This is a genomic window from Photobacterium sp. AWH4_225 (assembly GCF_056158405.1).
The window spans coordinates 633,619-659,349 of sequence record NZ_JBSWTF010000004.1; the positions used below are offsets into that span (position 1 = coordinate 633,619).

General features: G+C 48.0%; 22 protein-coding genes and 1 tRNA gene. 9 read left to right on the plus strand and 14 right to left on the minus strand.

Features of this window, described 5'->3' with window-relative positions; all coding sequences use genetic code 11:
* Window positions 1–22 precede the first annotated feature (22 nt).
* Together ACXAD4_RS20250 and ACXAD4_RS20255 are read right to left on the minus strand one after the other, a co-directional pair.
* Complete coding sequence (locus tag ACXAD4_RS20250; protein WP_475243718.1) at window positions 23–346, minus strand: hypothetical protein; 324 nt, start codon at window positions 344–346, stop codon at window positions 23–25.
* Between the two features lie 243 nt (window positions 347–589).
* A tRNA-Ser gene (locus ACXAD4_RS20255) sits at window positions 590–680 on the minus strand.
* Between the two features lie 344 nt (window positions 681–1,024).
* On the opposite strand from ACXAD4_RS20255, the gene ACXAD4_RS20260 reads away from it, so the two are divergent.
* Window positions 1,025–4,636, plus strand: coding sequence for an ImpA family metalloprotease (locus ACXAD4_RS20260; RefSeq protein ID WP_475243719.1), 3,612 nt, complete (start codon window positions 1,025–1,027; stop codon window positions 4,634–4,636).
* Between the two features lie 64 nt (window positions 4,637–4,700).
* Here the strand turns inward: ACXAD4_RS20260 and ACXAD4_RS20265 are convergent, their stop codons facing one another.
* The gene (locus ACXAD4_RS20265; RefSeq protein WP_475243721.1) at window positions 4,701–5,615 is read right to left on the minus strand and encodes a DUF808 domain-containing protein; all 915 of its coding nucleotides are present in this window, start codon (window positions 5,613–5,615) and stop codon (window positions 4,701–4,703) included.
* 288 nt (window positions 5,616–5,903) lie between these two features.
* Between ACXAD4_RS20265 and ACXAD4_RS20270 the strand changes: the two genes are divergently transcribed.
* From ACXAD4_RS20270 to ACXAD4_RS20290, 5 genes are read left to right on the plus strand one after another with little or no spacing between them, the layout of a single operon-like run.
* The gene (locus tag ACXAD4_RS20270; protein ID WP_475243722.1) at window positions 5,904–7,037 is read left to right on the plus strand and encodes a cytochrome c oxidase subunit II; all 1,134 of its coding nucleotides are present in this window, start codon (window positions 5,904–5,906) and stop codon (window positions 7,035–7,037) included.
* Entirely contained in the window at window positions 7,037–8,827 is a 1,791-nt protein-coding gene (gene ctaD, locus ACXAD4_RS20275; RefSeq protein ID WP_475243723.1) for a cytochrome c oxidase subunit I, read from the plus strand. The genes ACXAD4_RS20270 and ctaD overlap by 1 nt, the downstream gene beginning before the upstream one ends.
* Window positions 8,824–9,414, plus strand: a complete 591-nt coding sequence (locus ACXAD4_RS20280) for a cytochrome c oxidase subunit 3 (RefSeq protein ID WP_475243724.1) — start codon at window positions 8,824–8,826, stop codon at window positions 9,412–9,414. Before ctaD ends, ACXAD4_RS20280 begins: the two co-directional genes overlap by 4 nt.
* A gap of 15 nt (window positions 9,415–9,429) precedes the next feature.
* Entirely contained in the window at window positions 9,430–10,128 is a 699-nt protein-coding gene (locus tag ACXAD4_RS20285) for a heme-copper oxidase subunit III family protein (protein ID WP_475243725.1), read from the plus strand.
* A gap of 26 nt (window positions 10,129–10,154) precedes the next feature.
* The gene (locus ACXAD4_RS20290; protein ID WP_475243726.1) at window positions 10,155–10,481 is read left to right on the plus strand and encodes a cytochrome C oxidase subunit IV family protein; all 327 of its coding nucleotides are present in this window, start codon (window positions 10,155–10,157) and stop codon (window positions 10,479–10,481) included.
* Here the strand turns inward: ACXAD4_RS20290 and ACXAD4_RS20295 are convergent.
* Together ACXAD4_RS20295 and ACXAD4_RS20300 are read right to left on the minus strand one after the other, a co-directional pair.
* Window positions 10,474–11,532: a patatin-like phospholipase family protein gene (locus ACXAD4_RS20295; RefSeq protein ID WP_475243727.1), complete on the minus strand. Its 1,059-nt coding sequence runs from the start codon at window positions 11,530–11,532 to the stop codon at window positions 10,474–10,476. The two genes, ACXAD4_RS20290 and ACXAD4_RS20295, sit on opposite strands and share 8 nt — an antisense overlap.
* Before the next feature lie 246 nt (window positions 11,533–11,778).
* Window positions 11,779–12,483 carry an NAD(P)H-dependent oxidoreductase gene (locus ACXAD4_RS20300; RefSeq protein ID WP_475243728.1) on the minus strand — a complete coding sequence of 235 codons (705 nt, stop codon included), beginning with the start codon at window positions 12,481–12,483 and terminating at the stop codon, window positions 11,779–11,781.
* A gap of 302 nt (window positions 12,484–12,785) precedes the next feature.
* Here ACXAD4_RS20300 and ACXAD4_RS20305 point away from each other — a divergent pair, with 302 nt between their 5' ends.
* Window positions 12,786–13,883 (plus strand): linear amide C-N hydrolase, encoded by a 1,098-nt coding sequence (locus tag ACXAD4_RS20305; protein WP_475243729.1) that lies wholly within the window; start codon window positions 12,786–12,788, stop codon window positions 13,881–13,883.
* Between the two features lie 106 nt (window positions 13,884–13,989).
* On the opposite strand, the gene ACXAD4_RS20310 is transcribed toward ACXAD4_RS20305, so the two are convergent.
* A complete protein-coding gene (locus tag ACXAD4_RS20310) occupies window positions 13,990–14,490 on the minus strand; it encodes a lactoylglutathione lyase family protein (RefSeq protein ID WP_475243730.1) in 501 nt (166 codons plus the stop codon).
* 221 nt (window positions 14,491–14,711) lie between these two features.
* Between ACXAD4_RS20310 and ACXAD4_RS20315 the strand changes: the two genes are divergently transcribed.
* Window positions 14,712–15,062 carry a putative quinol monooxygenase gene (locus tag ACXAD4_RS20315; RefSeq protein ID WP_107297174.1) on the plus strand — a complete coding sequence of 117 codons (351 nt, stop codon included), beginning with the start codon at window positions 14,712–14,714 and terminating at the stop codon, window positions 15,060–15,062.
* Between the two features lie 45 nt (window positions 15,063–15,107).
* Window positions 15,108–15,410, plus strand: coding sequence for a DUF1330 domain-containing protein (locus tag ACXAD4_RS20320; protein WP_107297175.1), 303 nt, complete (start codon window positions 15,108–15,110; stop codon window positions 15,408–15,410).
* Window positions 15,411–15,487: 77 nt separating this feature from the next.
* On the opposite strand, the gene eno is transcribed toward ACXAD4_RS20320, so the two are convergent.
* From eno to ACXAD4_RS20360, 8 genes are all read right to left on the minus strand, one after another.
* Window positions 15,488–16,789 (minus strand): phosphopyruvate hydratase, encoded by a 1,302-nt coding sequence (gene eno / locus ACXAD4_RS20325; protein WP_475243732.1) that lies wholly within the window; start codon window positions 16,787–16,789, stop codon window positions 15,488–15,490.
* The gene (locus ACXAD4_RS20330; protein WP_475243733.1) at window positions 16,770–17,750 is read right to left on the minus strand and encodes a phosphotransferase family protein; all 981 of its coding nucleotides are present in this window, start codon (window positions 17,748–17,750) and stop codon (window positions 16,770–16,772) included. Before ACXAD4_RS20330 ends, eno begins: the two co-directional genes overlap by 20 nt.
* A gap of 9 nt (window positions 17,751–17,759) precedes the next feature.
* Complete coding sequence (locus ACXAD4_RS20335; RefSeq protein ID WP_475243734.1) at window positions 17,760–19,238, minus strand: aldehyde dehydrogenase family protein; 1,479 nt, start codon at window positions 19,236–19,238, stop codon at window positions 17,760–17,762.
* 52 nt (window positions 19,239–19,290) lie between these two features.
* Window positions 19,291–20,484 carry a hypothetical protein gene (locus tag ACXAD4_RS20340; protein WP_475243735.1) on the minus strand — a complete coding sequence of 398 codons (1,194 nt, stop codon included), beginning with the start codon at window positions 20,482–20,484 and terminating at the stop codon, window positions 19,291–19,293.
* Window positions 20,485–20,543: 59 nt separating this feature from the next.
* Window positions 20,544–22,139 (minus strand): solute:sodium symporter family transporter, encoded by a 1,596-nt coding sequence (locus ACXAD4_RS20345; RefSeq protein WP_107297180.1) that lies wholly within the window; start codon window positions 22,137–22,139, stop codon window positions 20,544–20,546.
* Window positions 22,140–22,273: 134 nt separating this feature from the next.
* On the minus strand, window positions 22,274–23,107 hold the full coding sequence (locus tag ACXAD4_RS20350; protein WP_475243737.1) for a class II fructose-bisphosphate aldolase: 834 nt from the start codon (window positions 23,105–23,107) through the stop codon (window positions 22,274–22,276).
* The gene (locus tag ACXAD4_RS20355; protein WP_475243738.1) at window positions 23,091–24,032 is read right to left on the minus strand and encodes a carbohydrate kinase family protein; all 942 of its coding nucleotides are present in this window, start codon (window positions 24,030–24,032) and stop codon (window positions 23,091–23,093) included. Before ACXAD4_RS20355 ends, ACXAD4_RS20350 begins: the two co-directional genes overlap by 17 nt.
* 2 nt (window positions 24,033–24,034) lie before the next feature.
* Complete coding sequence (locus tag ACXAD4_RS20360) at window positions 24,035–25,552, minus strand: L-fucose/L-arabinose isomerase family protein (RefSeq protein ID WP_475243739.1); 1,518 nt, start codon at window positions 25,550–25,552, stop codon at window positions 24,035–24,037.
* Window positions 25,553–25,731: the final 179 nt, after the last annotated feature.

Here is a 25,731-nt window from a genome sequence, read left to right on the forward strand (position 1 = left end):
CCAACAAATCTATACTTTAGCTTTAGTACTTTAGATACAGCATTTTGCGTAGGCTATCGCAGCGCCCTTTATCTAGACGATCGCCTAAGTACTCACCATCTTCAGCGGCCTTTTTCATCAACAATGCTGTGGCACGCTCGTTATCTGGTAATTTTTTATACTCATCATATGTATGAAGCTTAAGAAGCTTGTATTTCGACTGCTGGCTAGACTGCGCCACATTGTCATAGCAATAGATCATCGCTCCCGCATTGGCCCCCACCTTTGCGGCATCTGAAACGGCATAGGCATTACCGATAACAAACAACCAAGCCGTAGCTACGATAAGCGTCATAACTCTTTTCATTTATCCCACCTGCATTTTCAATGTTTATAAAGCCCCTACGCATATGGCATACGAATATGGGAAGCTGCAGCACAAAAATATCAAATACCTAATGACGGTTATTACCATATGACGCCAACCATTAGAGAAAGGGGTTGTATGTGGTGGAGTGCTCTGGGTAAGGTGGATTAACTTCACCCTATCACTTGATTTGCCAAGCTATAGATGTAAAAAAGCCAGCAATTAAGCTGGCTTTTTTGAATGTGGCGGAGAGATAGGGATTTGAACCCTAGATACGCTATTAACGTATGCCGGTTTTCAAGACCGGTGCTTTCAACCACTCAGCCATCTCTCCGTAAGTGCGGCGTATAGTAATGTAGGATTTTCTTGTTGTAAATACCCCACGCAACCAACTGCTCAGAGTATGTACAGTTTCAATTTATCAACAATAGCTGCTTTGATGGCAAACTCTATTTTTCAAAAAAGAAACCAATACAAAAACGCCTAACCATCCATACAAATTATTACTTCATGAAGCAAGCTCACATAACCTTACTGGATTGAAGGTCTAATTCCATTACCCTTAATTAAGCACTTATATGCAATTAGCTTATTTTAATCATTCACAACACTCGACATGATTTTTTCGTAATAAAAATAACAACTTTCCCCGCAACGACAGTGATAAAGGAATTATCTATGACGAAAAGACTCGGCCAAATCGCGTTTAATGTATGGGCATTAAGCTGCTCATCGGCTATTGCCGCTCCCATAGCACTAGAACTAGAACAATTAGCCGGACAAGCCAATCAAGCTCTTGCTGATGTCTATATGGCTTCAGAGAGTGCTGGTATCAGCGAGTTAGGTGATTGCTCCTATAGTTGTGGTGGGCACCCAAACTGGGACCCCATCGCCGGGTACTATTTTGTCAATGTAAACGACACGAAGGTATACGTTCGCTATGGTGCCCCGGTACGCTTTTCTACACCTATTTATCGCAATGAGGGTGGCCAGACAGACTTCTTCAGCCAATTGGCTGGTCTCGATCTCGACAATTACCATACTGGGGTCATAAGACTGGATAAATGGCCTGATTTCTTCGTTGATAAAAGCTTACCTTCGGACTTCACTCAACAAGCTCAGAATTCGCATAGCGGCTGCTTCTTAGCTTACCAACCCGTCAATAGCTACGTCCCCCAAGCTAGCTTCTATACCGAAACATCAGGTTGCCCTGATCCCATGGATGCTGCAGTTGAGTCTGGCAATGCCCTTCTTATTCCGGATCGAGAATCAATCCTAAAAGCGATCCTCAACGTCATTGATGCGAACAGCACACAATATCAAGAGGCAAAAAATGCCATCTTTAATCTCACTCCTGAAGGGTATGCCAAAGAGGATGGCAGCAGCTTAACCAGCCTGTCTTGGGACCCAACCCATGATGCCAGCACCTTTATCCCCACCTATGGGGTCAACGAGGCCATCTTGTATACCAATGATGTCTATGTGTCGGGAAAAACAATGTATGAAAAGGCAATCGGTATTATCGGAGAAACAGACAACAGCCGCTATTTAGTACTCGGTTCCAATCCAATGCGCACTTGGCAACGTGGTTTTGAAACCAATGAACAGACAGAAAATTTTGTTGAAAACAGCATTCAATGGCTAACCGGAAAAACACACAGTGATATTCTCTCCAGCGGCCTGAACATCATTATCGCGCAGATGGAGAACGGGTATTACTTCCCCGATGAAAGTGCAACGCGGAACTGGCTGGATCACCGATTTCCAGACAACGTTACTTACAACCCGGCCAGAAGCTGCAATGGAACAGCTCTTGGCAACTGCCTTACCGCAGAAACAGATTTATTGATCATCTCCCAGTATCTTCGCAGCGGGGAAAACGCTGAGGCCATTGCTGAGCAGGTACAAGCAGCCCAATCACAAGGCATCCCCGTCATGTATCTGCATCATGACGGCAACCAGACCGCGCTTGGTAAGCAACTGTTCCTGAATTTCAATGTCAGTTACGAGTGGGATAATTATTGGAAAAAACTAGGACTGAAAGGTTTTGATATTACCGCGAGGCAAGGGGTACTGCCTAATGATGTCGTGAAGGTCAAAACCATGATCACACATTTCCTCGATCAGAGCTTTAGTAGTGACCTAAGCCAATGTAACTCAAGTTGCTCAAATATCGACAGCTTTAAAACAGAATTTCAAGAAGCAGCTACCCTTGTCAGGAACATAGCCAATAGCCTAGACAGCAACAAAACAGATTTATTTTCATTAGAAGGGTTTAAGTACCAGAAATCGCTGATCTTGCTCGCTGATTATTTCCGTCAGTCTATAGTATTTCCTATGGACATGGCCTCGGGAGAAACTACACGATTCCTAGAATCGTATTACGCTGATCATGTTCAATACAACTATCGTGGCCTCAGCCCTGCACAGCCAGATTTGGGCAACTTTAGCCGTGGTGACTTCAGCCATATCACCCCAAGTGACCGAACTGTAACCCTGACAAGCAAAGGGCATTTCCAGTCTGCCGGGGTTTACGCTCTGCCGGGACAGACATTTGAAGTCACACGCCTTGATGATAACCTCGCTGCTAATACCACAGTATTTGTCAACTCATTACGTTCTTCAGCTTCTAAACCCTTCTCCTCTGGAGGTTACAAACGACCGAAGTACCTTCAATCGGTAAAGATTACCTTACTGCCGGGTGAAACCCTCAAGTTCACATCTCCTTATGGTGGACCTGTTCAAGTTGGATTTAGTGGGGAAGCTGGGTTACCGATTGAGCTGGCATTTAAGCACATTGGCCGCCACCCTCACTGGCGTAACAGCGAAGATAATGCCCATTTTGCCCTCGCTATGGAGCAAGAGGACTTTGACTGGGCCGAAGTGGCAACCCCCTACTTTGAAATCCATTCAACCCTGTCTAAAATGAAATCCACCTTGTCCAATGCCAATTGGTCAACGGCTGAAAGCCTGGCAGCAGCCACTGAGGCTTACATGCATGACTACCCGCACGTACTCGCTGGGTTCCAAGGTGATGGTATTAGCCAGATACCTGAAATCCATGATTTTGCTGCCCAACAAGGTTGGACAATAGACAGCCATACTATCGTTAAACACATGAATGCGGATCAGCCGACTTGTGGCTATGGCTGCTCGGGTAACCCCTATGATGCCGGCTGGGCCTTTAGCCCAACAGGTCATGGTGATATTCACGAACTCGGACATGGTTTAGAAAAAGGGCGTTTTCGTTTTAGTGGTTGGGAAGGCCATGCCAGTACCAACCCTTACTCGTACTATTCTAAATCCCAATTCTTCAAGCAAACTGGAGAGGCACCTAGCTGCCAGAAACTTCCCTTTAAATCCATGTATGAAACATTGCAGACAGCGCAAAACCAGCCCGATCCTTTTGCCTATATGCAGCAAGCTAACTTAACCAAGTGGAATCATGGCGTCGCCATCTATATCCAAATGATGATGGCCGCCCAGGCACAAGGGGCATTGCAAGACGGTTGGCACCTACTGGCTCGACTGCACATACTTGAACGTGAATTTAATCGGGCGAAAAAAAATGGATCCGAATGGCTGCTTCACAGGGCTAACTTGGGATTCAGCCAGTATTCTTATGATGAGATTAAATCTATCAGCAATAACGACTGGCTCGCGGTCGGTATCTCTTACGTTACCCGCCTCGACTATGGTGATTACTTGAACATGTGGGGGATCTCAGTCTCTGAGAAAGCACTACAGCAATTGGCTGAACATGACTTCGCCCAAGTCATACTTCAATATTATCAAGCTGACGGTAATAATTACTGTTACGGCCTAGACAAGCCGGTATTACCAATCAATGGCACAATGAGGTGGTCTGGAATTGATCCAGGTGAAGGGACAGATGTTGCGTTCGGTAAGCCTGTAACGGCCTCTAGCTATTATGATGAAAGCCGCTTCCCAGCTAGCCATGCCGTCGACGGTAAGTCATCGACTTTCGTTCATACTCAACGCGGTAGCAATGAATGGCTGGAAGTCGATCTAGAGGGGAATGTTGAAATCAGTGCCATCATTCTGACCAACCGTACAGACTGTTGCCAATCGCGAACAGAAAATATCACGCTTGATCTGCTCGATGACTCTCGAAATATCCTCTGGTCCTCTGGTCCACTCGGCACTCAAGATGAATGGCTATTTGATTCACAGCACGGCTTACCAAAATCGGCGGCACGTTATATCCGTTTGGAGTCAAACAACCAATATATCAACATCGGGGGCATCATGGCATACAGCATGCCATAAGCCCATATTTTTGAACTAAAAAACCGCCACACTTGGCATTGAGTGCGGCGGTTTCTTATTATCTTTAAGCCACAGCATCTCTGACCCTGCGGTAAATCGTTACGGCAAACAACACTACCGCCCCACTGAACAGCCCAATAGCCGCATTAACAAACGCGGGAAGCATTAAGGCACCACCTGGTACCACAGCGGCTTGGTGGGTCAGGTGCTCGATCAAGACATGTGAATGCGGCATGCTGTGCACCACAATACCACCACCGACCAAGAACATTGCAATGGTGCCGACAATAGCCAAGAACTTCATCAAATAAGGGGCTGACTTTACCAAAGTCTCGCCAAATCCCCGCTTAAACGTACCCGGTTCGCTAGTTCGGACAAGGTACAAACCGCCATCATCCAGTTTAACGATGCCAGCGACCAAGCCGTAAACGCCTATGGTCATACACAGAGCGATCACACTGACCACCAGCACTTGGGTCAGCATGGCGGACTCCTGCACCGTACCCAGAGCAATCACTATGATCTCAGCGGAAAGAATAAAATCCGTCCGGATTGCACCCTGTATTTTCTTTTTCTCAAACTCGGCAATATCTTGTGGCTCGTCTAGCTGTTTCAGCTCTTCGTCTTCTTGCGGCCGTGGCGGATGAAGCATTTTCTCCACCACCTTTTCAAACCCTTCGAAGCACAGGAACAAGCCACCAATCAGCAGCATTGGCGTGATCAGCCACGGGGCAAAGGCACTGATCAGCAGTGCGGCTGGCACCAATATCAGCTTATTGCGAAACGAACCTTTGGCGACGGCCCAGACGACGGGAATTTCACGCTCAGCACGTACCCCTGACACCTGCTGGGCATTTAGGGCCAAATCATCCCCTAGCACCCCGGCAGTTTTACGGGCTGCTACTTTACTCATGACTGCCACATCATCGAGCACGGTGGCAATATCATCTAACAGAGTTAATAAGCTCGCTCCGGCCACTAATCACCTCTTTTTCTTTTTTGTACTGATTAACTGTAGTGAATATTTATCGGTTCTAGCCACCGCGGAGAAGCAATCAAGAGACAGCATCTAATTAAGAAATTCATTGAAGATCTCGCGGCATCGAGGATCCCCCGCTAGAATGTAACAAGATATTACCATTAATCAGCCTCTTGGCGAGATAGATATTATTCAGCGATGACCTAACCAATCGCTGCTTTGGGAACTCTTTCAGTCACATTTCATTATCACGGAAGCTAGCTTACCTATTTGCGAGGTGACAGGCTTATGGCGATTGCCATTGTCTTGATAGTGATAGTTGTGGCATCCATTGCCTTTCATTTCCTCAGCCCATGGTGGCTGACACCTGCTGCCTCCAACTGGGGCGAAATAGACAATGCCTTTAACCTAACATTGGTGATTACCGGTGCATTCTTCATTGTCATCAATCTGATGATCGCCTGGTTTGTGTTTAAATATCGGCATCGCAAGGGGCATAAATCCACTTACCAGCCGGATAACAAACGCCTAGAAGCTTGGCTTATCGGCCTAACCACAGTAGCGATAATCGGGCTATTAGCTCCCGGCTTAGTGGTTTACGGCAAATTCGTCGCTGTGCCAGATGATGCCAAGGAAGTAGAGGTGGTAGGCGAGCAATGGAAGTGGAGCTTTCGCTTCCCCGGCGAGGATAACCAACTGGGAAAATCGGATGTGCGTTTTATTAGCCCGACCAATCCGCTAGGGATTGATCCTGATGATCCGGCTTCCAGCGATGACAAGATCATATTGACCCCCGAACTGCACCTTCCACTGTACTCTCCCTATAAGGTGCTGCTCAGATCCAAAGATGTGCTGCATGATTTCAACGTACCGCAGTTTCGCGCCAAGATGGATATGGTACCCGGTAGCGTCACCTACTTTTGGCTCACCCCGACCCAGCGAGGCACCTTTGATATTTTATGTGCCGAGTTATGCGGTGTTGGCCACTACAATATGCGCGGCAGGGTGGTCGTTGAGGATGATGCCCAGTTTGGTCGCTGGCTCGCCAAGCAACCGACCTTTGCCCAAACCCAACAGCCCGCTTCAGAAAGAGATACGCCTATCACCGACCCTGTTGAGCACGGAAAAACCCTCTCTGAAGTCAATGGGTGTATCGGTTGCCATAGCATTGACGGCAAGCCCGGTGTCGGTCCAACCTGGCTTGGCCTTTACGGCAAGACTGAAATCATGTCAGACGATGCGGAAGTACTGGTCGACGATGAATACCTCAAAGTCGCTATTCTCGACGCCAACGCAGAAATCGTTAAAGGTTACCCACCTATCATGCCCGTCTACCAATTTAGCGATGAGGAAGTGGACGCCATCATTGCCTACATCAAGGCAGTGTCATCGCCACAGGCCGATAACGAGGGAGCACAATAATGTTTGAAACCAGCCCCTATGCCGTTAAAAAGCGTCCGCAGTCTTTCTGGACCAAATATGTCTGGAGCCAAGACCACAAAGTTATTGCCATCCAGTACACACTCACCGCCATTGCCATGGGGATGATAGCGCTTGTGCTGTCTTGGATTATGCGGCTGCAGCTCGGCTTCCCCGGCAAATTCGACTTTATCGACGCCAACTTTTACTACCAGTCGATGACCCTGCACGGCATGATCATGGTGGTCTACCTTCTGACTGCACTGTTCTTGGGAGGGTTCGGTAACTACCTCATTCCCTTGATGGTCGGCGCGCGGGATATGGTTTTCCCGTACCTCAATATGCTCAGTTTCTGGTTCTACTTTCTGGCATCACTCATTTTAGTCGCCAGCTTTTTCGTCACAGGGGGACCAACGGGAGCCGGCTGGACCCTCTACCCACCGCAAGCCATCATGCCCGGCACGCCCGGTACTGACTGGGGGATTGTGCTGATGCTGATCTCGCTGGCGGTGTTCATTGTTGCCGCCACCATGGGAGGCCTGAATTATGTCACCACCGTGTTGCAAGCCCGCACAGAGGGCATGACCCTATTGCGTATGCCACTGACGGTATGGGGTATTTTCACCGCCTCTGCCATGGCGCTGTTGGCTTTCCCCGCTTTGTTAGTCAGCGCGATCATGATGCTGTTCGATAAATTGTTAGGTTCGAGCTTTTTCATGCCCGCGATTTATTCTATGGGCCAGCAAGCCGGATACGACGGTGGTAGCCCCATCCTTTTCCAGCACCTCTTTTGGTTCTTCGGACACCCTGAGGTGTATATCGTGGCCCTGCCAGCGTTCGGTATTGTCTCTGATCTCATCAGTATCCATGCCCGCAAAAATATCTTCGGCTACAAAATGATGGTCTGGGCAATACTGGGTATCGCAGCCCTGAGCTTTATTGTTTGGGCCCACCATATGTATGTCAGTGGCATGAACCCGTATTTTGGCTTTTTCTTCGCCACCACCACGTTAGTGATAGCGGTGCCCACAGCTATCAAGGTCTATAACTGGCTGTTCACCCTCTGGCGCGGCGATATTCACCTCAGCCTGCCGATGCTTTTCGCTATCGCCTTTATGAGCAGCTTCATCATCGGCGGGCTAACCGGCTTATTCCTCGGTAATGTGATTGTCGATATCCCGCTATCCGATACCTACTTTGTGGTGGCTCACTTCCACATGGTGATGGGCGTTTCGCCAATATTGGTCATCTTCGGTGGGATCTATCACTGGTACCCGAAAGTGACTGGGCGAATGATGAACCAGGCCATGGGCCACATTCACTTTTGGATCACCTTCCTCGGCACCTATGCGATTTACTTCCCGATGCACTATCTCGGCATCCTCGGTATGCCAAGGCGTTATTACAACTGGGATGATTACAGCTTCATCCCCGAATCAGCACAGTCCATGAATGCCTTTATCACCATCGCGGCTTTAGTGGTTGGGGCTGCACAAATCATATTCCTGATCAATCTGTTTTGGAGTTGGAAATTTGGCAAAGTGGCCGACAGCAATCCATGGAAAGCGACCTCGCTTGAATGGTTGACCCCCGACACGCCACCTAAACACGGCAACTGGGGTGAAGAACTCCCTGTAGTATACCGCTGGGCTTATGATTTCAGTGTGCCGGGGCACGATAAGGACTTCATTCCGCAAACTCAGCCTCCAGCAGCGGTGCCAGACACACCAAGCGACCCTATTCAGTCAGGCGGTAGCGAATCAACGGCAAAATCCGATAAGGAGCGGTCATGATCAGATCATCACAAACACTGACCAAAGATCCTAACGCCCGTTACAGAAGCCAACTGCAGGCGCCAACATCAACGGCAGTATGGTTGATGATTGCGGTCATCACCATGTTCTTTTTTCTGTTTGCCGTCGCTTACCGGATCAGGATGTCATTGCCTGACTGGCAGCCTGTCAATGAACCGTGGCAACTCGCGGTCAGTACCGTGATGTTGGTGATGAGCTGCGTGACTATGCATTTGTGCTACCGAAAATCAGCCCTGTTGCCTTCACTTCGTGCCAACCATGCGCTGTTGATTTGGACTGTAACCTTTACCCTGGGCTTTGTATTCAGCCAGTTGTGGGCATGGCAAGCCTTGCTAGCCATCAATCTCGGCGTAGGTAGCACACCGGCAGCCAGCTTTTTCTACTTACTGACCGGATTGCATGCCCTGCACGTATTGGGCGGGCTTATTGCCCTTAGCTGGGTGGTATTTCACGCGGGGAGCGGTCATCGCAACCAACTGTATCCCGCCCTGCGGCTTTGCACCCGCTACTGGCATTTTCTATTGTTTGTCTGGCTGTTCTTACTCGGCCTACTTCGATTGACATAACGGGAGGTGTTCCCCATGCCTCGTTCTGCTTATTCCGATGACCATCCCACTCACCATGCGTGGGCATCGATAGTCAATGACTACTCTGCCGACAAGGCAGTGTTCAATGTATCAAGCAACAAAGCCATGATGTGGATATTCCTGCTCAGCGATATCTTCGTCTTCGGCTGTTTCCTCGTCGGCTACATGGCTGTGAGAATGACCACCACCGAGCCGTGGCCTATCCCCAGTGAAGTCTTTGCCCTCACTATCGCCGGGCATTCCATTCCCTTGGTTCTGATTGCGATCATGACCTTCATCCTCATTACCAGTAGCGGCACCATGGCGATGGCGGTTAACTGTGGCTACCAGAAAAAACGAGGGGCTACTGCTTTATTAATGCTGCTCACCGCCTTGCTCGGCCTCAGCTTTGTCGGCATGCAAGCGTTCGAATGGAGCAAACTGATAGAAGATGGCTTCCGACCTTGGGGTAACGAGGACGGGGCGGCGCAGTTTGGCGCCTGCTTTTTCATGATCACTGGTTTCCATGGCCTGCACGTATCGGTTGGTGTTATCTATCTGCTCATCGTCGCTTGGAAAGTCTGGCGGGGTGACTATGAACGGCGGGGGAACACGTCCCAAGGGAATTACGAAATCGTCGAAATTGCTGGTTTGTACTGGCACTTCGTCGACCTTGTCTGGGTCTTCATCTTTGCGTTTTTCTATCTCTGGTAGCGAACTCCCTGTAGGAGGACACGCATATGGCTAGTTCAGCGAAAGCTAAAACACAGCAGAAACACCCAATCAGCCTCTATCTGGGAATATGGTTACTGCTGTTTGTGCTCAGCGCCCTGTCTTACATGGTGGATTACTACCAGTTGGAAGGAATGTTGCGTTGGAGTTTGATCTTACTGTTCATGGCTCTAAAGGCTGGGCTCATCGCTAGCATTTTCATGCACATGCTATGGGAGCGAATGGCATTGGTCTGCACCATATTCCTGCCACCGCTGGTGCTCATAGTCCTTATTGTGCTGATGGCCAGCGAAGCTGACTATATTTTTGCACTCAGGGAGATCTTCTTTAGTTAATAGGACGTTCAATTGCATCAGGCTGGTAAAAGTCAGGCAACGAAGGAGGAAGGGCTTGCCAAGCTTTTCCCTCTTCCATTTTTTCGTAACTGTACTCAAATAGTTCAGTCATAAATTCACTGCTATATGGTGAAGCCTCATCAGAAGCCTCAAAGTCCTCGTCAATATAGGCTAAGTTAAAATGTATACCCTGCTGGCGGGCGTTGTGATAAATATGCTCAACATCCCCGATCCCTTGATTAAGCAATAAAGTGTTGATTGCCCTTTCACTGAGCTTGCTCAAACGAATAGAAACAGGCTGGAAATCCGATTTCAAACTGCCGTTGCGGATCACATAGAGGTTTTGCTCAACCTCTACATCACGCAGGTCAACCCACGAAGGGGCAAAGAAAACCTGACGCACTACCCCACCATCGACATGCAATTCATCGAAATGCTGGCCGCCATGTTCAAATTCGATTTTTCTCGCCGGGAATGCGCCTGGCACTGAGCTGCTGGCAATAATGATCTCTTGGATCAATGATGTTGCCTGTGGGGTAGCGTGCTCGGCAATTTGGCCGATATTCCAAAGGGCAAGCCGTTGATTGTCGATGTTGGCGGTACCGATGACTAAATGCCTTCCAGCCCTGTTCTGCTCAGCGATTTCAGCCACTAAATCATCGGTCACGATCTGGCGGACTTTTTGCTCGAATGGTGCGGTGTCCAATAGGGATTGGTTACGAAAAAGGGAGATGATATTTCTGCGGCGGAATAAGTCAGTAAAGTCAGTTTCGGTGTAGAGCTCAGTCAGCATATCGTCATAATCACTGCCAAGAAACGCGAATACAGAGACAATCGCCCCGGTAGAAATACCTGTTACCACATCAAACTGCGGCCGATCGCCCCGCTCGGTCCAAGCGGTTAAAATACCAGCCGAGAACGCGCCGTTGAAGCCTCCCCCCGATAACGCCAAATAATTAAGGCTTGGTCGTCCATTGCTTTCTTCAAGCCAACTGTCGGTTCGCGCTTGGATCATACCATTCAGTTCTGAAGGGTTATATTCGTCCCACATCCGGATGTCCTCAAACGACGAGGGCATCATAGTATATGTAACCGGATCGGCCCTGCGCTCAGTGCTACTACAAGCAGAGAGCAAAACAGCCAACAAAAAAGCACCAAAGCGCTGCACGATATATTCCTCAAGATATAACTACGGGATATTGTATGGGGGTAAGCTGTCAGGTGGCTGAATCAATTAGTAACGTAAAAAGCCCGCATAGACATATCTAATGCGGGCTCAGCGTCAGTCAACTATTACTTAGAACCAAGATACAATCTGATCCATTTCACGGCGGGTCTTAGTAAACGGCGGCTCATCTTCACGGTAACCCAAGGCTACCATCACCGCTGGTTTGTAGATTTTAGGATCAATACCAAAATGCTCTTCTAGCACATCGATGGTTTTATCCATTTCGAACCCTTCAATAGGGCATGAATCGATACCGAGCAATGCCGCAGCTGTCATGACATTACCTAGTGCAATATAAGCCTGACGTGCAGACCACTCGGTAATTTGCTGCGCACCTTCAATCTTAAAGTCATGCTCTTGGAATTTCTGGAAAGCTTGGTTGATAAAACCAATTACCTCTTCTGGCAACTGCTTCACTTCACGCATATGTTGCTGCTGATATTCAGAGTTGTGCTTCATGGTCGCATCGGTATGGGCAAGGAAAATGACAAAATGGCTAGCCGTACCCAGCTGGCCTGCTGTTCCATTGAATGCGCCATTAGCACCCCAGCTGAACTCGCGGAACAATTCACGTTTTTCCGGTGATTGCACAACAAGGATCTGCCATGGCTCAAAGCCAAATGAGCTAGGTGACAAACGTGCCGCTTCCAAAATGGTATTGAATTCGTCATCGCTGATCTTACGAGTAGGATCAAACACTTTCGTTGCATGACGAGAGTTGAATGCTTCTAGGATTTGCGCCTGAACGTCATTGGTTGGTTTGATATCTTTCACTGTACTAGCCCTATTTCACTTCGTTATGGACAATTCTTCCCACACCATATATTGAGCGACATTGCGATATACCGCGGTGTGGCTTGGCGCTTATATTGATGGTTTTATCACTTGAGAAAAAGGGCAGCTCAAGCCAATGACTTTGGTCATTTCGTTCCACAATCAGCTAAAAAATTTCATCGCTGTAATGCGCTGTAATACCCAAAATTTATCGCCTAGATGATAGTTATCTTATTCGATTGGATAGCTAATTCATTCATTAGCTATGACTACTTCGACTCAATGACCGATAGGGATATAGCATGTGTACTCGTATATTTAATAATCAGAACGAAGACTATCTAACAACGGCAAGGAACATGGATTGGGCAACGCAGTTACCTACATCTATCTATACATTCAAAAGCGGTCTGCATAAATCCGGTGAAAACGAGCTAAAGCAAGATACTCTGACATGGATGTCACTCTATGACAGTGTAGTGACTATGGTCGTTGGTGATGAGAAAGAAACTGGCCACTTTGGCGCCTCTGACGGCATGAACTCAGTAGGATTAGTCGCTAACGTGCTGTATGACAGCAATGCAGACTATGTACGTAAAGAACATCATGGTCAGCCGTACAAAAAACTCGATGTATTACGTTGGGTACAATATGTCTTGGATACCTGCTGCTCAGTTAAAAATGTGGTTGATAAGTTTAACGATAACAGCCATATAGAGCTCGTTGGCTCTAAGGTTCCAGCCTCAGATAAACAAGCCTCATTGCATTTATCTGTGTCGGATGTCATTGGTGAATCAGCGATAATTGAAGTTGTCGACGGCAAGTTTCAGGTCCACTTAAGCCCATCTTTTCGGGTAATGACCAATGAACCTAGCTACAACGAGCAACTTAGCTTAAACCAATATTGGCGTTGGCAATGGAGCGATAGCAATCCTTATCCAAGCCACACCATTCCTGGAGGCCCTTTTCCAACCGACCGTTTCGAGCGAGCGTCATTCAATATGCATCATCTGATCCGCCCTGAATCAATGGCTGAATCCTTGGCCCAATCAAAATCAGTCATTATGAATGCCTCAGTCCCTATCGGCTTTGACTTCGGTACAAACGATCACCCCAATATCGCTCCTACATTATGGTCTACCATTTCAAGCCATAACGAGCTGAAGTATTACTTTTGTAATGCTCGTACTACCGGGGCCTGCTGGGTCGACTTGGCTGACTTGGAATATGACAAGCAAGTTGGCAAAGTCAATGTGATCACACTCGATAACCATGAATTCACCAATCACTCTTTTAATGGGTTAATCAATAATGAGTTCTCTGTTGCAGAAGACCCTTTTGCTACCCCTCTAGCCAACCGCTCATCATCACGATTCAACAATGAGTTTGATCTGGTTTAACTCAATATCAGCAATGTATTCCTGCCATTAAGAACCAGAAAATAGTAAAGCCTCATTAAGCAATGAGGCTTTAATTAAATACCGGCATTAAATCAGGAAACAGTGCTTAATTATAAGCACCAGCTGAGTAAGTCAGCTCATAGCTATGGGAATAAATTTCCAGAATATTGCCGAACGGGTCTTCCATATAGATCATGCGGTAAGGCTTCTCTCCCGGGTAGTAGTAACGAGGCTCTTTCATCCGTTTTTTACCACCAGCAGCAACCACTTTCTCTGCTAACCCTTCCACATCTGGGTCCTGCACGCAGAAATGAAAGATACCGGTTTTCCAATATTCAAAATTATCTTCCGGGTTCTCTTGGTTCTTAAACTCAAAAATCTCTACCCCAACGCGATCGCCTGTCGATAAATGGGCAATACGAAAACGCTCCCACCCCGAGCCAAATACATCGGTGCACATTTCACCGATGGCTGAGTCATCTTCAACAATCTCTGTGGGCTCCATAATGAGATACCAACCAAGCACCTCGGTATAGAACTTTACGGCGGCTTCAAGATCAGGGACAGAGATACCAATATGGGAGAACGTACGTGGATAAGGGCTCATCATTTCACCTCAGGTTATTGCGATGACTAGGGTCAACTCGCTATTACGTTGCCAACCTCAGGATAGATCATCACTAGCAAATACGCCGTGATGTAGCAGAACGCCCAAACCCAATTATCAACTTTTTCTATAAAGTCATTCCTCAATCATACCTATTATCAACATCAACCATCGCGACTAATATTCAAATCAAGAAAGTAAACGTAATACTGGAGTCAATGATGTTTGAGAATATTGGTTGGATTGTTGAAGCAAAACTTAAAGACGGCAAACGCGATGAGTTCGAAGCGGTCATGAAAGAAATTGTTGCAGAGACACAGAAGGAAGCTGGCACCTTGAACTACCAGTACTACATCTCTGATGACGGCGATGTCATGGTATACGAGCGCTTTCAAGATGTTGAATCTGCCCATATCCACGTTAGCAATTGGGACAACTTTGCAGAACGTTGGGTCGCCGCCGCCGAGCCGACACGCATGGTTCACTTAGGTGATTTACCCGATGATTTGCGCTCTCGCCATGCGGCCCTGGCTCCACTTTGGCTTAAACCATTTGGCGGATTTGCCCGCTAAAACAGACCTTTTATAACTAATACTTTTACCCTACGGAGATACACCATGTCTTACTACTCTGTTCTCGCTGTTACCCCGACCAACCAAGATTGGGTTGCTGATTACATCGGCCCTGCCAATAAATTAGTGGCGCAATACGGCGGTAAATACCTTGCCCGTACCGACAGCCACCAGCGTTTGGAAGGCGAAGGGGAAGAAGCTGCCCTGCGGATTATCATTGAGTGGCCATCAAAACAGGCCTGCTTGGATTTCATGAGCGATCCTGGTTACGTACCGCACCTCAAAGCCCGTACCGAAGGGTCAGTCAGCCACCATTTCCTGATTGAAGGCAAAGACGACTTGGCATAAACCCAAAGAGCCACCATTTGCTATGGTGGCTCTTTGCTGTCAGATAAAGACTTTTGTCGTCAAATAAAGACTAAGTGCTATGCCGTTTCGACCAATTGCTGCAGGCTGTGATAAATCTCTCCCCCTATAAATTTGGCTTCCTTACCCAGTTCCCTTTCGATACGGATCACTTCATTCCATTTGACCATCCGCTCGCTGCGGGTAAATGATCCCACTTTAAGCTGACCTGCATTGGTAGCTACAGCGAGGTGGCTGATGAAAGCATCCTCGGTTTCTCCCGATCTGGCGGATACTACAGGCAACCAACCGGCTTTTTGGGTTAATTCAATAGCAGCTAAGGTTTCCGATACGGTGCCGATCTGGTTTAGCTTGATAAGCACGCTATTTGCCAGTTTCTGTTCAATACCTTGCTTGATCCTTTCGATATTGGTGGTAAACAAATCATCCCCAATAACCTGGATACGATCCCCCACCAATGCGGTGAAGCGCTGCCACATTTCGAAGTCGGTATCTGCAAACGGGTCTTCAATCGACAATACCGGATACTTTTCACACCAATCGAGCATCAGCGCCAAGAACTTTTCAGGCGTATAGCTTTTGCCATCAAGCGGTAAATGGTACTTGCCCTCGGAATAGAGATCACTGGCAGCAATATCGAGCGAAATCGATACTTCCTCACCGGGTAGATATCCGGCTTTCTCAATCGCTTCCACGACAAACTGGAAAATCTCATCATGGCTATTGAAGGTAGGCCAAAAACCCCCTTCATCAGCAGCACCAGCCAGTAAGCCCTTGCTCTTGAGTAAATTCTCTGCCGTCCGGTAGATGTTGTAGGTCACTTCCAGTGTTTCCTGATAACTTTTAGCGCCATTGACGATCAGCAGAAAATCCTGGATATCCGTGCGCCACTGGGCATGGGCACCGCCCCCTACCAACTGAATCTCAGGCAGCGGTAGCAACTTACCCTCACCATCTGGTGTGAGTGACTGGAATATCGGCTTCTGACCTAGCTTTGCCCTCGCATCGGCGACAGCCAACGAGACAGACAAAATAGCATTCGCCCCCAGGCGGGACTTGTTTGCCGTACCGTCGAGATCGCACATGATCTTGTCGATCACCGCCTGTGAATCAACACTCACCCCCTGCAGAACAGGGCCTATCTCTTTTTGCACATTGCCAACGGCCTTGAAGACAGACTTACCAAGGTAGCTATGTACATTGCCATCACGCAGTTCCAATGCCTCGAACTGCCCTGTTGATGCCCCAGACGGCACCATGCCCACTCCCTTTATGCCGTTTTCAAGTTCCACTACCGCCTCAACCGTTGGTTGCCCACGGGAGTCAAAAATCTGGTAAGCATCAACAGACTTGATTTTCATTGTGCTGCACTCCTTCCATCAACTGTTCCAATTTCGTCATATTCTGTTCCAACAAACGGATGACTCGCTCCCGGATAACACTTTTTTCTTTCGGCGATAAATATTCCACCGGGGACTTTCCATCAATACGAGCCAGCATCATCATCAATGTCAGCTCTACGACGTTATCCTCGCCAACAATAAGGAACCTGTCTTCACCAATGGCTCTGCGGTAGCGGGTATAAAACGCAACCGCCAGATCGAGGTAATCCGTATTTTTGAAATGGCAGTACTTGAGCAGTAAATGATGCAATAAAAAGGCAACGTCAAAGGAAGGGTCGCCATACCAGGCTACCTCACAATCGACAATTTTGATTTCTTCGCCAGACACCAAAATGTTTTTCGGGCTGAAGTCACCATGCACCAAGCAGTGCTTAGTCGCTGCCACCCGGCAGCACAATGCCGTGATTTGCTTAGCAAGCTGCGGATGGATACCCACCATAGACTCGAAATATGGCTCAAGCCGAAGTTGGTGAAAATTCTCATCTGATTTAAACAACCCTTCGGCAACGGGCTCATGCCAACTGACTTTATGAATTGCCCCTAAAATATCGCCAATTTTCTGCGAGACCACTATCGACGTTTGTCCCCGCATTAAATCCTTTTTCCAATCCTTGAAACGCTCAGGGAAAAATTCCATGGTAAATAGCCTTTCTTCCTCAAAGGAGTGCAAGATCTTTGGGACATATTTTGGAAACTGATTACCGACATACTTTAAGTAACGCTGCTCAAACAGATTCCTGCTGGTATCGGCGAACCAGTCTTGTTCAACTTTTAGTTTTTCCAGTGCCCGTTTCGCAACCAGCTTCTTTTTCGGGTCTTCCACAAGATAAATTTCACAGCTAACCCCACCTGACAGTGGGGTTGCCGTGGCATGTTCTTGTGATACCACTTGGTGTTTTTTCAGGATATCAAGAACCATGCCTTCACCTTAGCGGATGGCCGCAACTGATTGATGACGTAGGTAACCTTCAAAAGTTGCCTTGCTGTTTACCCCACCACCACAACCACTCTGGTTGCAGGCACCGTAATGCAGGCCGTACTCAAACACGTTATGGGCATTGATCCAGCTATTACCCGCAACCAACTCTGCGGCAATCCACTGTGCTTTGTCGCTGTCTTGTGTCCATACACTATTCGACAGGCCATAAGGGTTACGGTTAGCCCGCTCGACGACTTCCTCTTCATCGCTAAATTTCAGTAGGAAGGCCACAGGACCAAAGATTTCTTCCTGCGCCCAAGGGTTATCATCACTGCCAGCCAACAGCGTCGGCTGGATGAAATAGCCTTTATCCAACTCACCTGACATCAAGCGTTGACCACCCGTTACCACCTCAGCGCCATTAGCCTGCGCTTCAGCGATACACTCCAGCACCTTGGCCATCTGGCGGTGGGTACACATCGGCCCCATCTGACTGCTTGATTTGAGGCCATTGTCCACCACCACCGCTTCGAGGGTTGCTTTGGCCTTGGCGACAAACTCATCGTAGATAGACTCGTGGATGTACCAGCGCGAAGCGGTACAGCACACCTGACCGGCATTCAACGAAATGGCACCGCACAACCCTTCGACCGCTAGGTCAATATCCGCATCTTGGCAAATAACGGCGGCGCCTTTACCGCCAAGCTCCAATTTTGCCGGGACTAAATTGCGCCCGCACACTTCACCGATATGGCGGCCAACCTCGGTAGAACCGGTAAATGACATCAGCTTGACCTTAGGATGGCTAGTCAATGCTTCGCCTACAACGCTGCCTTTACCGGGAATGACATTGACTGTACCGGCTGGGAAACCGGCTTCTTCAACCAATTTAGCGAGATACAAGGTCGAAAGTGGTGTTTCAGAAGCTGGCTTTATCACCACTGTATTGCCTGCTGCCAAGGCTGGGGCAATCCCCCAAGCGCATAAGGTGAGTGGGAAATTCCACGGAAAAATGAAACCTGCCACGCCATAAGGGCGTTTGATAGTTTTGCTATCTGTAACCGACAGTCCCAATTCCACTTCGTATTCCGCGTCTAGGGCTACCTGGGCAAAATACTCAAAGCACTGAGCGGCAAATGGCACATCAAACCCTATTGCAGCAGCCACTGGCTTACCGACATCAATACATTCCAAATCAGCCAATATCTGGCTGTCCCTTTCAATTAATTGGGCAAGCTTGCGAAGCTTTTCACTGCGAAACGCTACCTCAGCCTTACGCCACACAGGGAACGCTTCATCGGCGGCCAATACGGCTTGATCCGTTGCTTTTGCATCGGCAAGGCAAACGTCGGCTACTCTAGTACCTGTTGCAGGGTTTTCTACCGTCAGGGTCTGCTCTGACTGGCTCCACTGGCCATTGACATAAAATGGCAGTGTTGCAGGCTCAAGAAATTCAAGGGTTTTAGGGTCTAGCGTTTGGATGGTCATATTTAACACTCCTGTGCTATTTATTATTTGCTTTTAATTCATGAAAAAGTCATTACCTGGCTTGCAGGCCGTCAAAAGAAATATCCAATGAACGGATATATTGCTCTATCATTTCGGTTAATTGCGACTCCCCGGTTATTGGCCTGCCGTAACCTTCAGGGGAGAAGAAAGAATTGATGCAAACAAAAGAGGCGGTGCTGTTTCCGGCTAATTCTAAGTACGTCGGCTTATTGAGAAACTGTGGGTATTCCCTGCTCCATTCATAGCCTTTGCAAGAGCCTCCAATGGCACACTCAAGCCCTAGAGCATAATTACGGTCGCAACCTCCTTCATAATCCGCCCAAGGCATCATTTCCCGGCCGCCACTATGGATCCAATAGTTCATAAAAGAAGGCGATACCTGATCCTCTAATTGAGCGAGGGGAATTACACTGACATACACTAGGTTGTAATAAGGGTTATAACAGGCACTCCAAAGTAATTGCCGGCTACTTGATACGCCGCTAATAAATTCTGCATGGCCGTTGTAACCTGGCATCAGGGATAAGTCACTTTTACCCCCGGTGCGGGTTGGGATATCACTCAATGACTCGAAACGTGCGCCTAGTTCGAGGCTTGCCGTTGTATCAAATTCCGTCCCTTGCGGACATACCTGATATTGCTGGCAGTTATCGAGCAACCAACATCCCCGCTCGACAAAAGGTGACCCCAAGGTCGTATGCCAGGCCATATTTATCGGTACTGCATAGTCATGGTTATTTTCAACCGTCATCACCATATAATGGCTACTATCACCTTGGCGCAGGTAATCTGTTTTTTGGTACTTTAATTGCTCAAACTCCCCAGCCAGATGCCAAACAGCTTTCGCATAGCTCTCACCGCCCGAGTCCACCAATCTTGCTGACGCTAATGACCAAACATTGTTGGCCGTATCACCGTGGGTAGGTATGGTGTCAGTACCTGGACCAAATGCCGGAGCGCAAGGAAAGGTGCCGGCAGCCTGGCGTAGCAATTCAACTTGCCAGTAAGCCCGTTGTTCAGGGTCGTCGTTATCCATCCTGCCGGAAAATGGTGCTTTAAAATGCGGCATCCAATGGGCATTAAGCCAATAGTCTCCAGTTAGGCTGCGCATTTTCCTTGAGAACTCCGGAGTCATCCCACCAAAAGCCTGGACAAATAACCGCGTCTCATCATTTTTGAGCCAAACGCCGTCCTGACCTAAATACTGGCCAACTTCTATATACATATTTATCTCCTATTTTGCCGGGGCGTATTTCAGCCCCAGCAATCCAGAGGAACAGTCGCTTATTGCGCGATCCCAATCGGTGAGAAAATGATATATAACGCTACAACGCCAACGCATATCACCAAAGAAAAACGCTTGGCATGTTTCCATGGTGTTAATTCAACCACACTGGTTTTCTGGGTTTCAGCCGCTTTTTCTTGTGGGAAGAAATAACCAATCAATATCATCAAGGCCGCCACTGCAACAAACAATATGCCTGTTAAGTGAAGGAAATGAATATCCGGCTGGAAGACAAAGCTAGTCAGTGCATAAGCCAACATAAATACCACGATACCAATATTTGCTGCCATGGCTGGCACCTTACGGGTTACCAAACCCACCACAATAATGGTGAACATCGGCGCCATATAAAAGCTATTGATGGTCTGGAAATATTGGAAGAAACCTTCGGGCGCATAGAAAATAAAAGGAGCAACAAAGATAGCAAATAGTCCAATTACCGCCCCGAAACGCTTACCCACCCTGACTAAGTCACGATCATCAGCTTTAGGGTTAAGCAAAGGTTTATATACATTGAGGGTAAACAATGTAGAGGTACTGTGCAGCACACTGTTAAAGGAGCTGAGGATTGCACCAAATAACACAGCAGCAAAGAACCCAACCAAAGGTGTTGGCAGCACTTCACGGACCAGCATAGGATAAGCAACTTCACCATTTGGTAAATCCGGCCCAAACATAGCGTATGCGATGATCCCCGGGATCAATAGGAAGAATGGCCCAAGCAGTTTTAGCATTCCCGCCCAAAGCACCCCTTTTTGTCCCTCCGCGAGGTTTTGTGCACCCAGCGCACGCTGGATAATCGACTGATTCGTTCCCCAATAGAAAAGGTTGAGGATCAGCATCCCGGTAAAGAATGTAGAAAACGGAACAGGATCGTCCTTGCCACCAATCGCATTGAGTTTTTCCGGATGTTCCGTCATCAGATGCTGGAACCCTGCAACGACACTGCCATCACCTAACGCAGACAGGCCAAACAAAGGGATAAGCACGACGCCGCCGACCAACAAGCCAATACCATTGAAGGTATCAGAATAGGCTATCGCTTTCAGCCCACCGAATACGGCATAAGCTGCCCCGACAAGGCCAATCGAGACGACCATAATCCATATTCCGCCCCAGTATGAGACATCAAATATCCCGGAGATATCAAATATACCGCCCAATGCGACCGAGCCGGTATACAATATTGGCGGAAGCAAATTCAGCACATACCCGAATAAAAACAGGAAAGTACAAAAATACATGGTACTTTTGCCAAATCGCTGTTCAATAAATTCAGGAATGGTTGTCACCCCGCCACTTAAATATTTCGGCAACAAATAGAGTGCCACAACAACTAGTGTCAATGCCGCACACACTTCCCACGCCATTGGTGTCATATTTGCGGTATAACCCTGGGCGTTCAAACCGACCAATTGTTCAGTAGATAGGTTTGTCAGCATCAGGGATGAAGCAATTAACACCCCGGTTAACCCTCGTCCTGCAAGGAAATAAGAGTTTGCTGATTCTTGTTGTTTCTCTTTTCTTCTGACCTTGTACCAAGACCCTAAAGCCACGGCTCCCGTTACCAAGGCAAATGAGATTGGAATAATCATAATTCGTCCTTTTATCACGTTATTGGAAGCTAAATAGTTTTAAAGGCACTATTTAGCTTGGACCGCATCCTTCCTTAGCGACACTTATTATATTTATTTTGAGTTTTAATTAATTTGCATTTATCTCTTAGCAGTTAAACAACTTGTGATGGATTTACCATTTCAAAATATTTAACGACTTCATTTTTAACTTGCGGCAATATTTCGCTAATAGTGGTTGGTGGATAAGCATCGATGCCGTCTTTTGTTATTTGCTTACCTAGGTTTTGCATATACGCAGTATGGATTGCCGTCCCGACATTAATTTTGGTGATCCCCAAAGTTATAGAGTGGCGTATATCTTCTTCGGGGATCCCGGTACCGCCATGCAGCACCAGTGGGGTACTGACAGACTGATGGATTTGCTGCAAACGTTCAAAGTTAATCTCTGGCTTCCCTTGATAGTGGCCGTGGGCTGTACCAATACCCACCGCAATCATATCGACACCGGTTTCTTCTGCCAGACGCTTTACATCCGCAACGCTTGCAAGATAATCGTCATCGGTCATTCCCCGGCCACGAATTTTCCCTATTTCCGCTTCAACGACTGCCCCTCTGGCATGGGCATAGTTTACAACCTTGATTGTCCTCTCGATGTTCTCTTCCAATGACAAGGCCGAACCATCAATCATCACCGAATCAAAACCGACATCAACCGCCTGCATGCACATTTCAACATCATCACAATGGTCAAGGTGGAGGTAGATCGGCACCGAGTATCTTGCTTTCATCCTCTCGACAATCGCTTGGATAAGATCAAGCCCCAACACCTCCACTACCTTGGTGTATGCCATCAACATAACCGGTTGGTTTCTTTCTTGTGCTGCCTGACAAATCGCTTGAACGTCCCACACATCATTGAAGTTAAAACCGATCAGGCAATCGCCGGTTTGATGATATTGTGCCAGCAACTCAGATAGCGTCTTCATAAACTTTCCTTGTGATATCAATTTGCTCGAAACTTTTAATCGCGCCGCTCGAACCGTATTGCTGTACGACCCTCGCCCCCGCGTGGTTGGCAACCTCTACAGCCTGTTCAAGTTGGTACCCCCTCGAGATGGCCGCCAGAAAGCCACTGACAAAACCATCTCCGGCCCCTGTGGTATCGACTACTTTTGAAACTCGCTCTCCTTTTACCCAGTAAGCCGATTTGCCGTCATTGACATAAGCGCCTTTGGCACCGGCTTTGATCACCACATTTTCAACCCCCCGCTCGATAAAGAAGGCCGCGCACTCCTCTATTGTTTGATAGCCAGTAATCTGCTGCGCTTCGTTAAGCGTCGGCAAGAAATAAGTCAGTGATGGCAATACCGGCGCTATTTTAGTTAACCATTGCTCATCAGCGTTCCAGCCGACATCCAATGAGGTTATTTTTCCTTGCTGTTTCGCGGTATAGAACAGCTCATTCAAGCCGCTGTTTTCCAAGGCTGGGAGTAGGTAGAACCCGCTGACATGCAGCATGTCGTGGCCCAGTAAGTTACCAATATCAATATCGGCCATGGTCATTTCGTCAATGGCACCACCGTTATAGATAAACACCCGTTCGCCGTCTTGTTTGACCAAAGCAACCGCCGTTGCAGTTTGGTGCCGCTTGGAAACCTTGACGGCACTTTCAATCCCCTTGGCCTGATAAACCTCCTGCAGATAACGGCCAAACATGTCGTCACCCAGCATAGAATGCAGGCTGACCGGAGTACGCGTTGCAGCCAAGTTGAGCGCAACATTTGCCGCGTCACCTCCCGGCTTGACCTGTACGTTGTCTACCAGAGTGACATCCGTTGAAAAACTAAATCCATCTAATGGCCCCACAATGACATCTGCGACCGCCATCCCTAAGCACGCAATACTTTTCATCGTTAGCCTCCAAAGCCGCAGCTCTCCCCAGCGTTAGCAACTTCTATCGATTCCGCCCCGATCCAATAATTGAGTACTTGGAGATCCCTCAAGAAGTGCCCACGGCCGACAATCCAATGGTGATCCAAGCCTTGGTCCATGATAGTGCCGACTATTTGCGCCGCCGTGTAACCGGAAGGGATCACCTCACCATAGGTGCCACGGAATTTCATATCAGAAGGGACAATTTCACCTTCGAAAGCCAGTACAGTATCAATAGAAGGCGCTTGGTATTTGGCGATAGTGACGGGACCCGGCTTGACTAGGAACTCAAACAACAACCCCCAGGCCGTATCTTCGTCGTAGTTTTCCAAAATACCGTGCTTGCGGCATTCATAGCCGGTCGCTGGATTTCTCAAGCAAGTTGCTGCCGAACCGTTGTGCCAGACACCCAGCCGCTCTCCATCTCCCGATAGGTAAGAGATATCGGAAAGCATTGGGATAGTGCCCGGCCCCGCTCCATCAGACATCAACTCTTTGAACAACAGCATGGTGATCATGGCCCCGGTATCGGCCTCGTCGGCCACCACTATGCCTTGGTCGTTCATCAGTGCCATCGCACCATCACCAGCAATCTGGAAGTGATCAAACAACTCTGGCCAGTTTTTGAAACTCACCGCAACGTAGTCGCCTTCGCGAGCAACCACCATCAGAGCCAGTGACAAGCGGATTGTGTCCTCGATTTGATTGTCGGGAACGTTGTTGAACTTACAGTCAACGTCAGAGAGGAGCTGGCGTTTGATTTCGGCAATATCTTCACTACGAAACTCTGCCATACGTGCTGTGATATCAACCAGGTTGACCCGGTCAAAACCCAGCTCCAATTTCTTCAAAATAGCAATTTCATTGATCTCGCAATCATAGAATCCTGGTACCCGGCTAGCGCCAGCAATCAGTGCTTTCTTGCCGCGTAGGTACCCCAGCACCCGGCAGACACGCGTGAAAGCCTGTATCTCCTCCTTAACTCGGGGGTCTTCCGGAGAGCAGAACTGCCACTGGTATTTCACTCCCAATGAATTGAGGATACCCAGTACAAAGTTTTGCGAACATAAGCGGTTTGCTTGGAGGTTAAGGCCATTCCCCATTGGTTCTGGCATCGCCAGGCTGAATATAGGGGTCTGATGTTTGGCAAGCCATGTACCTAACTGTGATGCCACTTCGCCGGTGGTATACGCTGAGTGGCACACAATCACCCCATCCAACCCTTGGTGTGCCGCATCGTCTAAAAATGCTTTGAGCTGGTTATGATCCTGAAATGGCTCATCGGCGACAATAAGATCATAGTGATCTTGTGGCAGCATCTCTCGCACCAACTCCGAAACCTGCAAGGTAGTTTCCTTGGCCAATTGCCAATTGAAGTGAATTTCAATCGCAACCGAAACAAACGCGATCCGAGACCGGCTACGGGCTTTTTGTTGAGGAATAAGGGTTGAGATAAAATCAGCTGCTACGCCGTTCAGAGTGATATCTTTGTTTTCCATGGTGCATCTCCAACATCCGCTTTGATAATCATCATAGGGCTGGAGACAAGGAGAATCTGCGCAAAAATTTGCCGAAAATAGCCAAATATTAGCAATCGGAAGAACCGTGAAATGGATCACTACCGTTCAAAAAACGCACCATTTACAATTCAGACAACAAGCAATGGATTGGTTGGGAG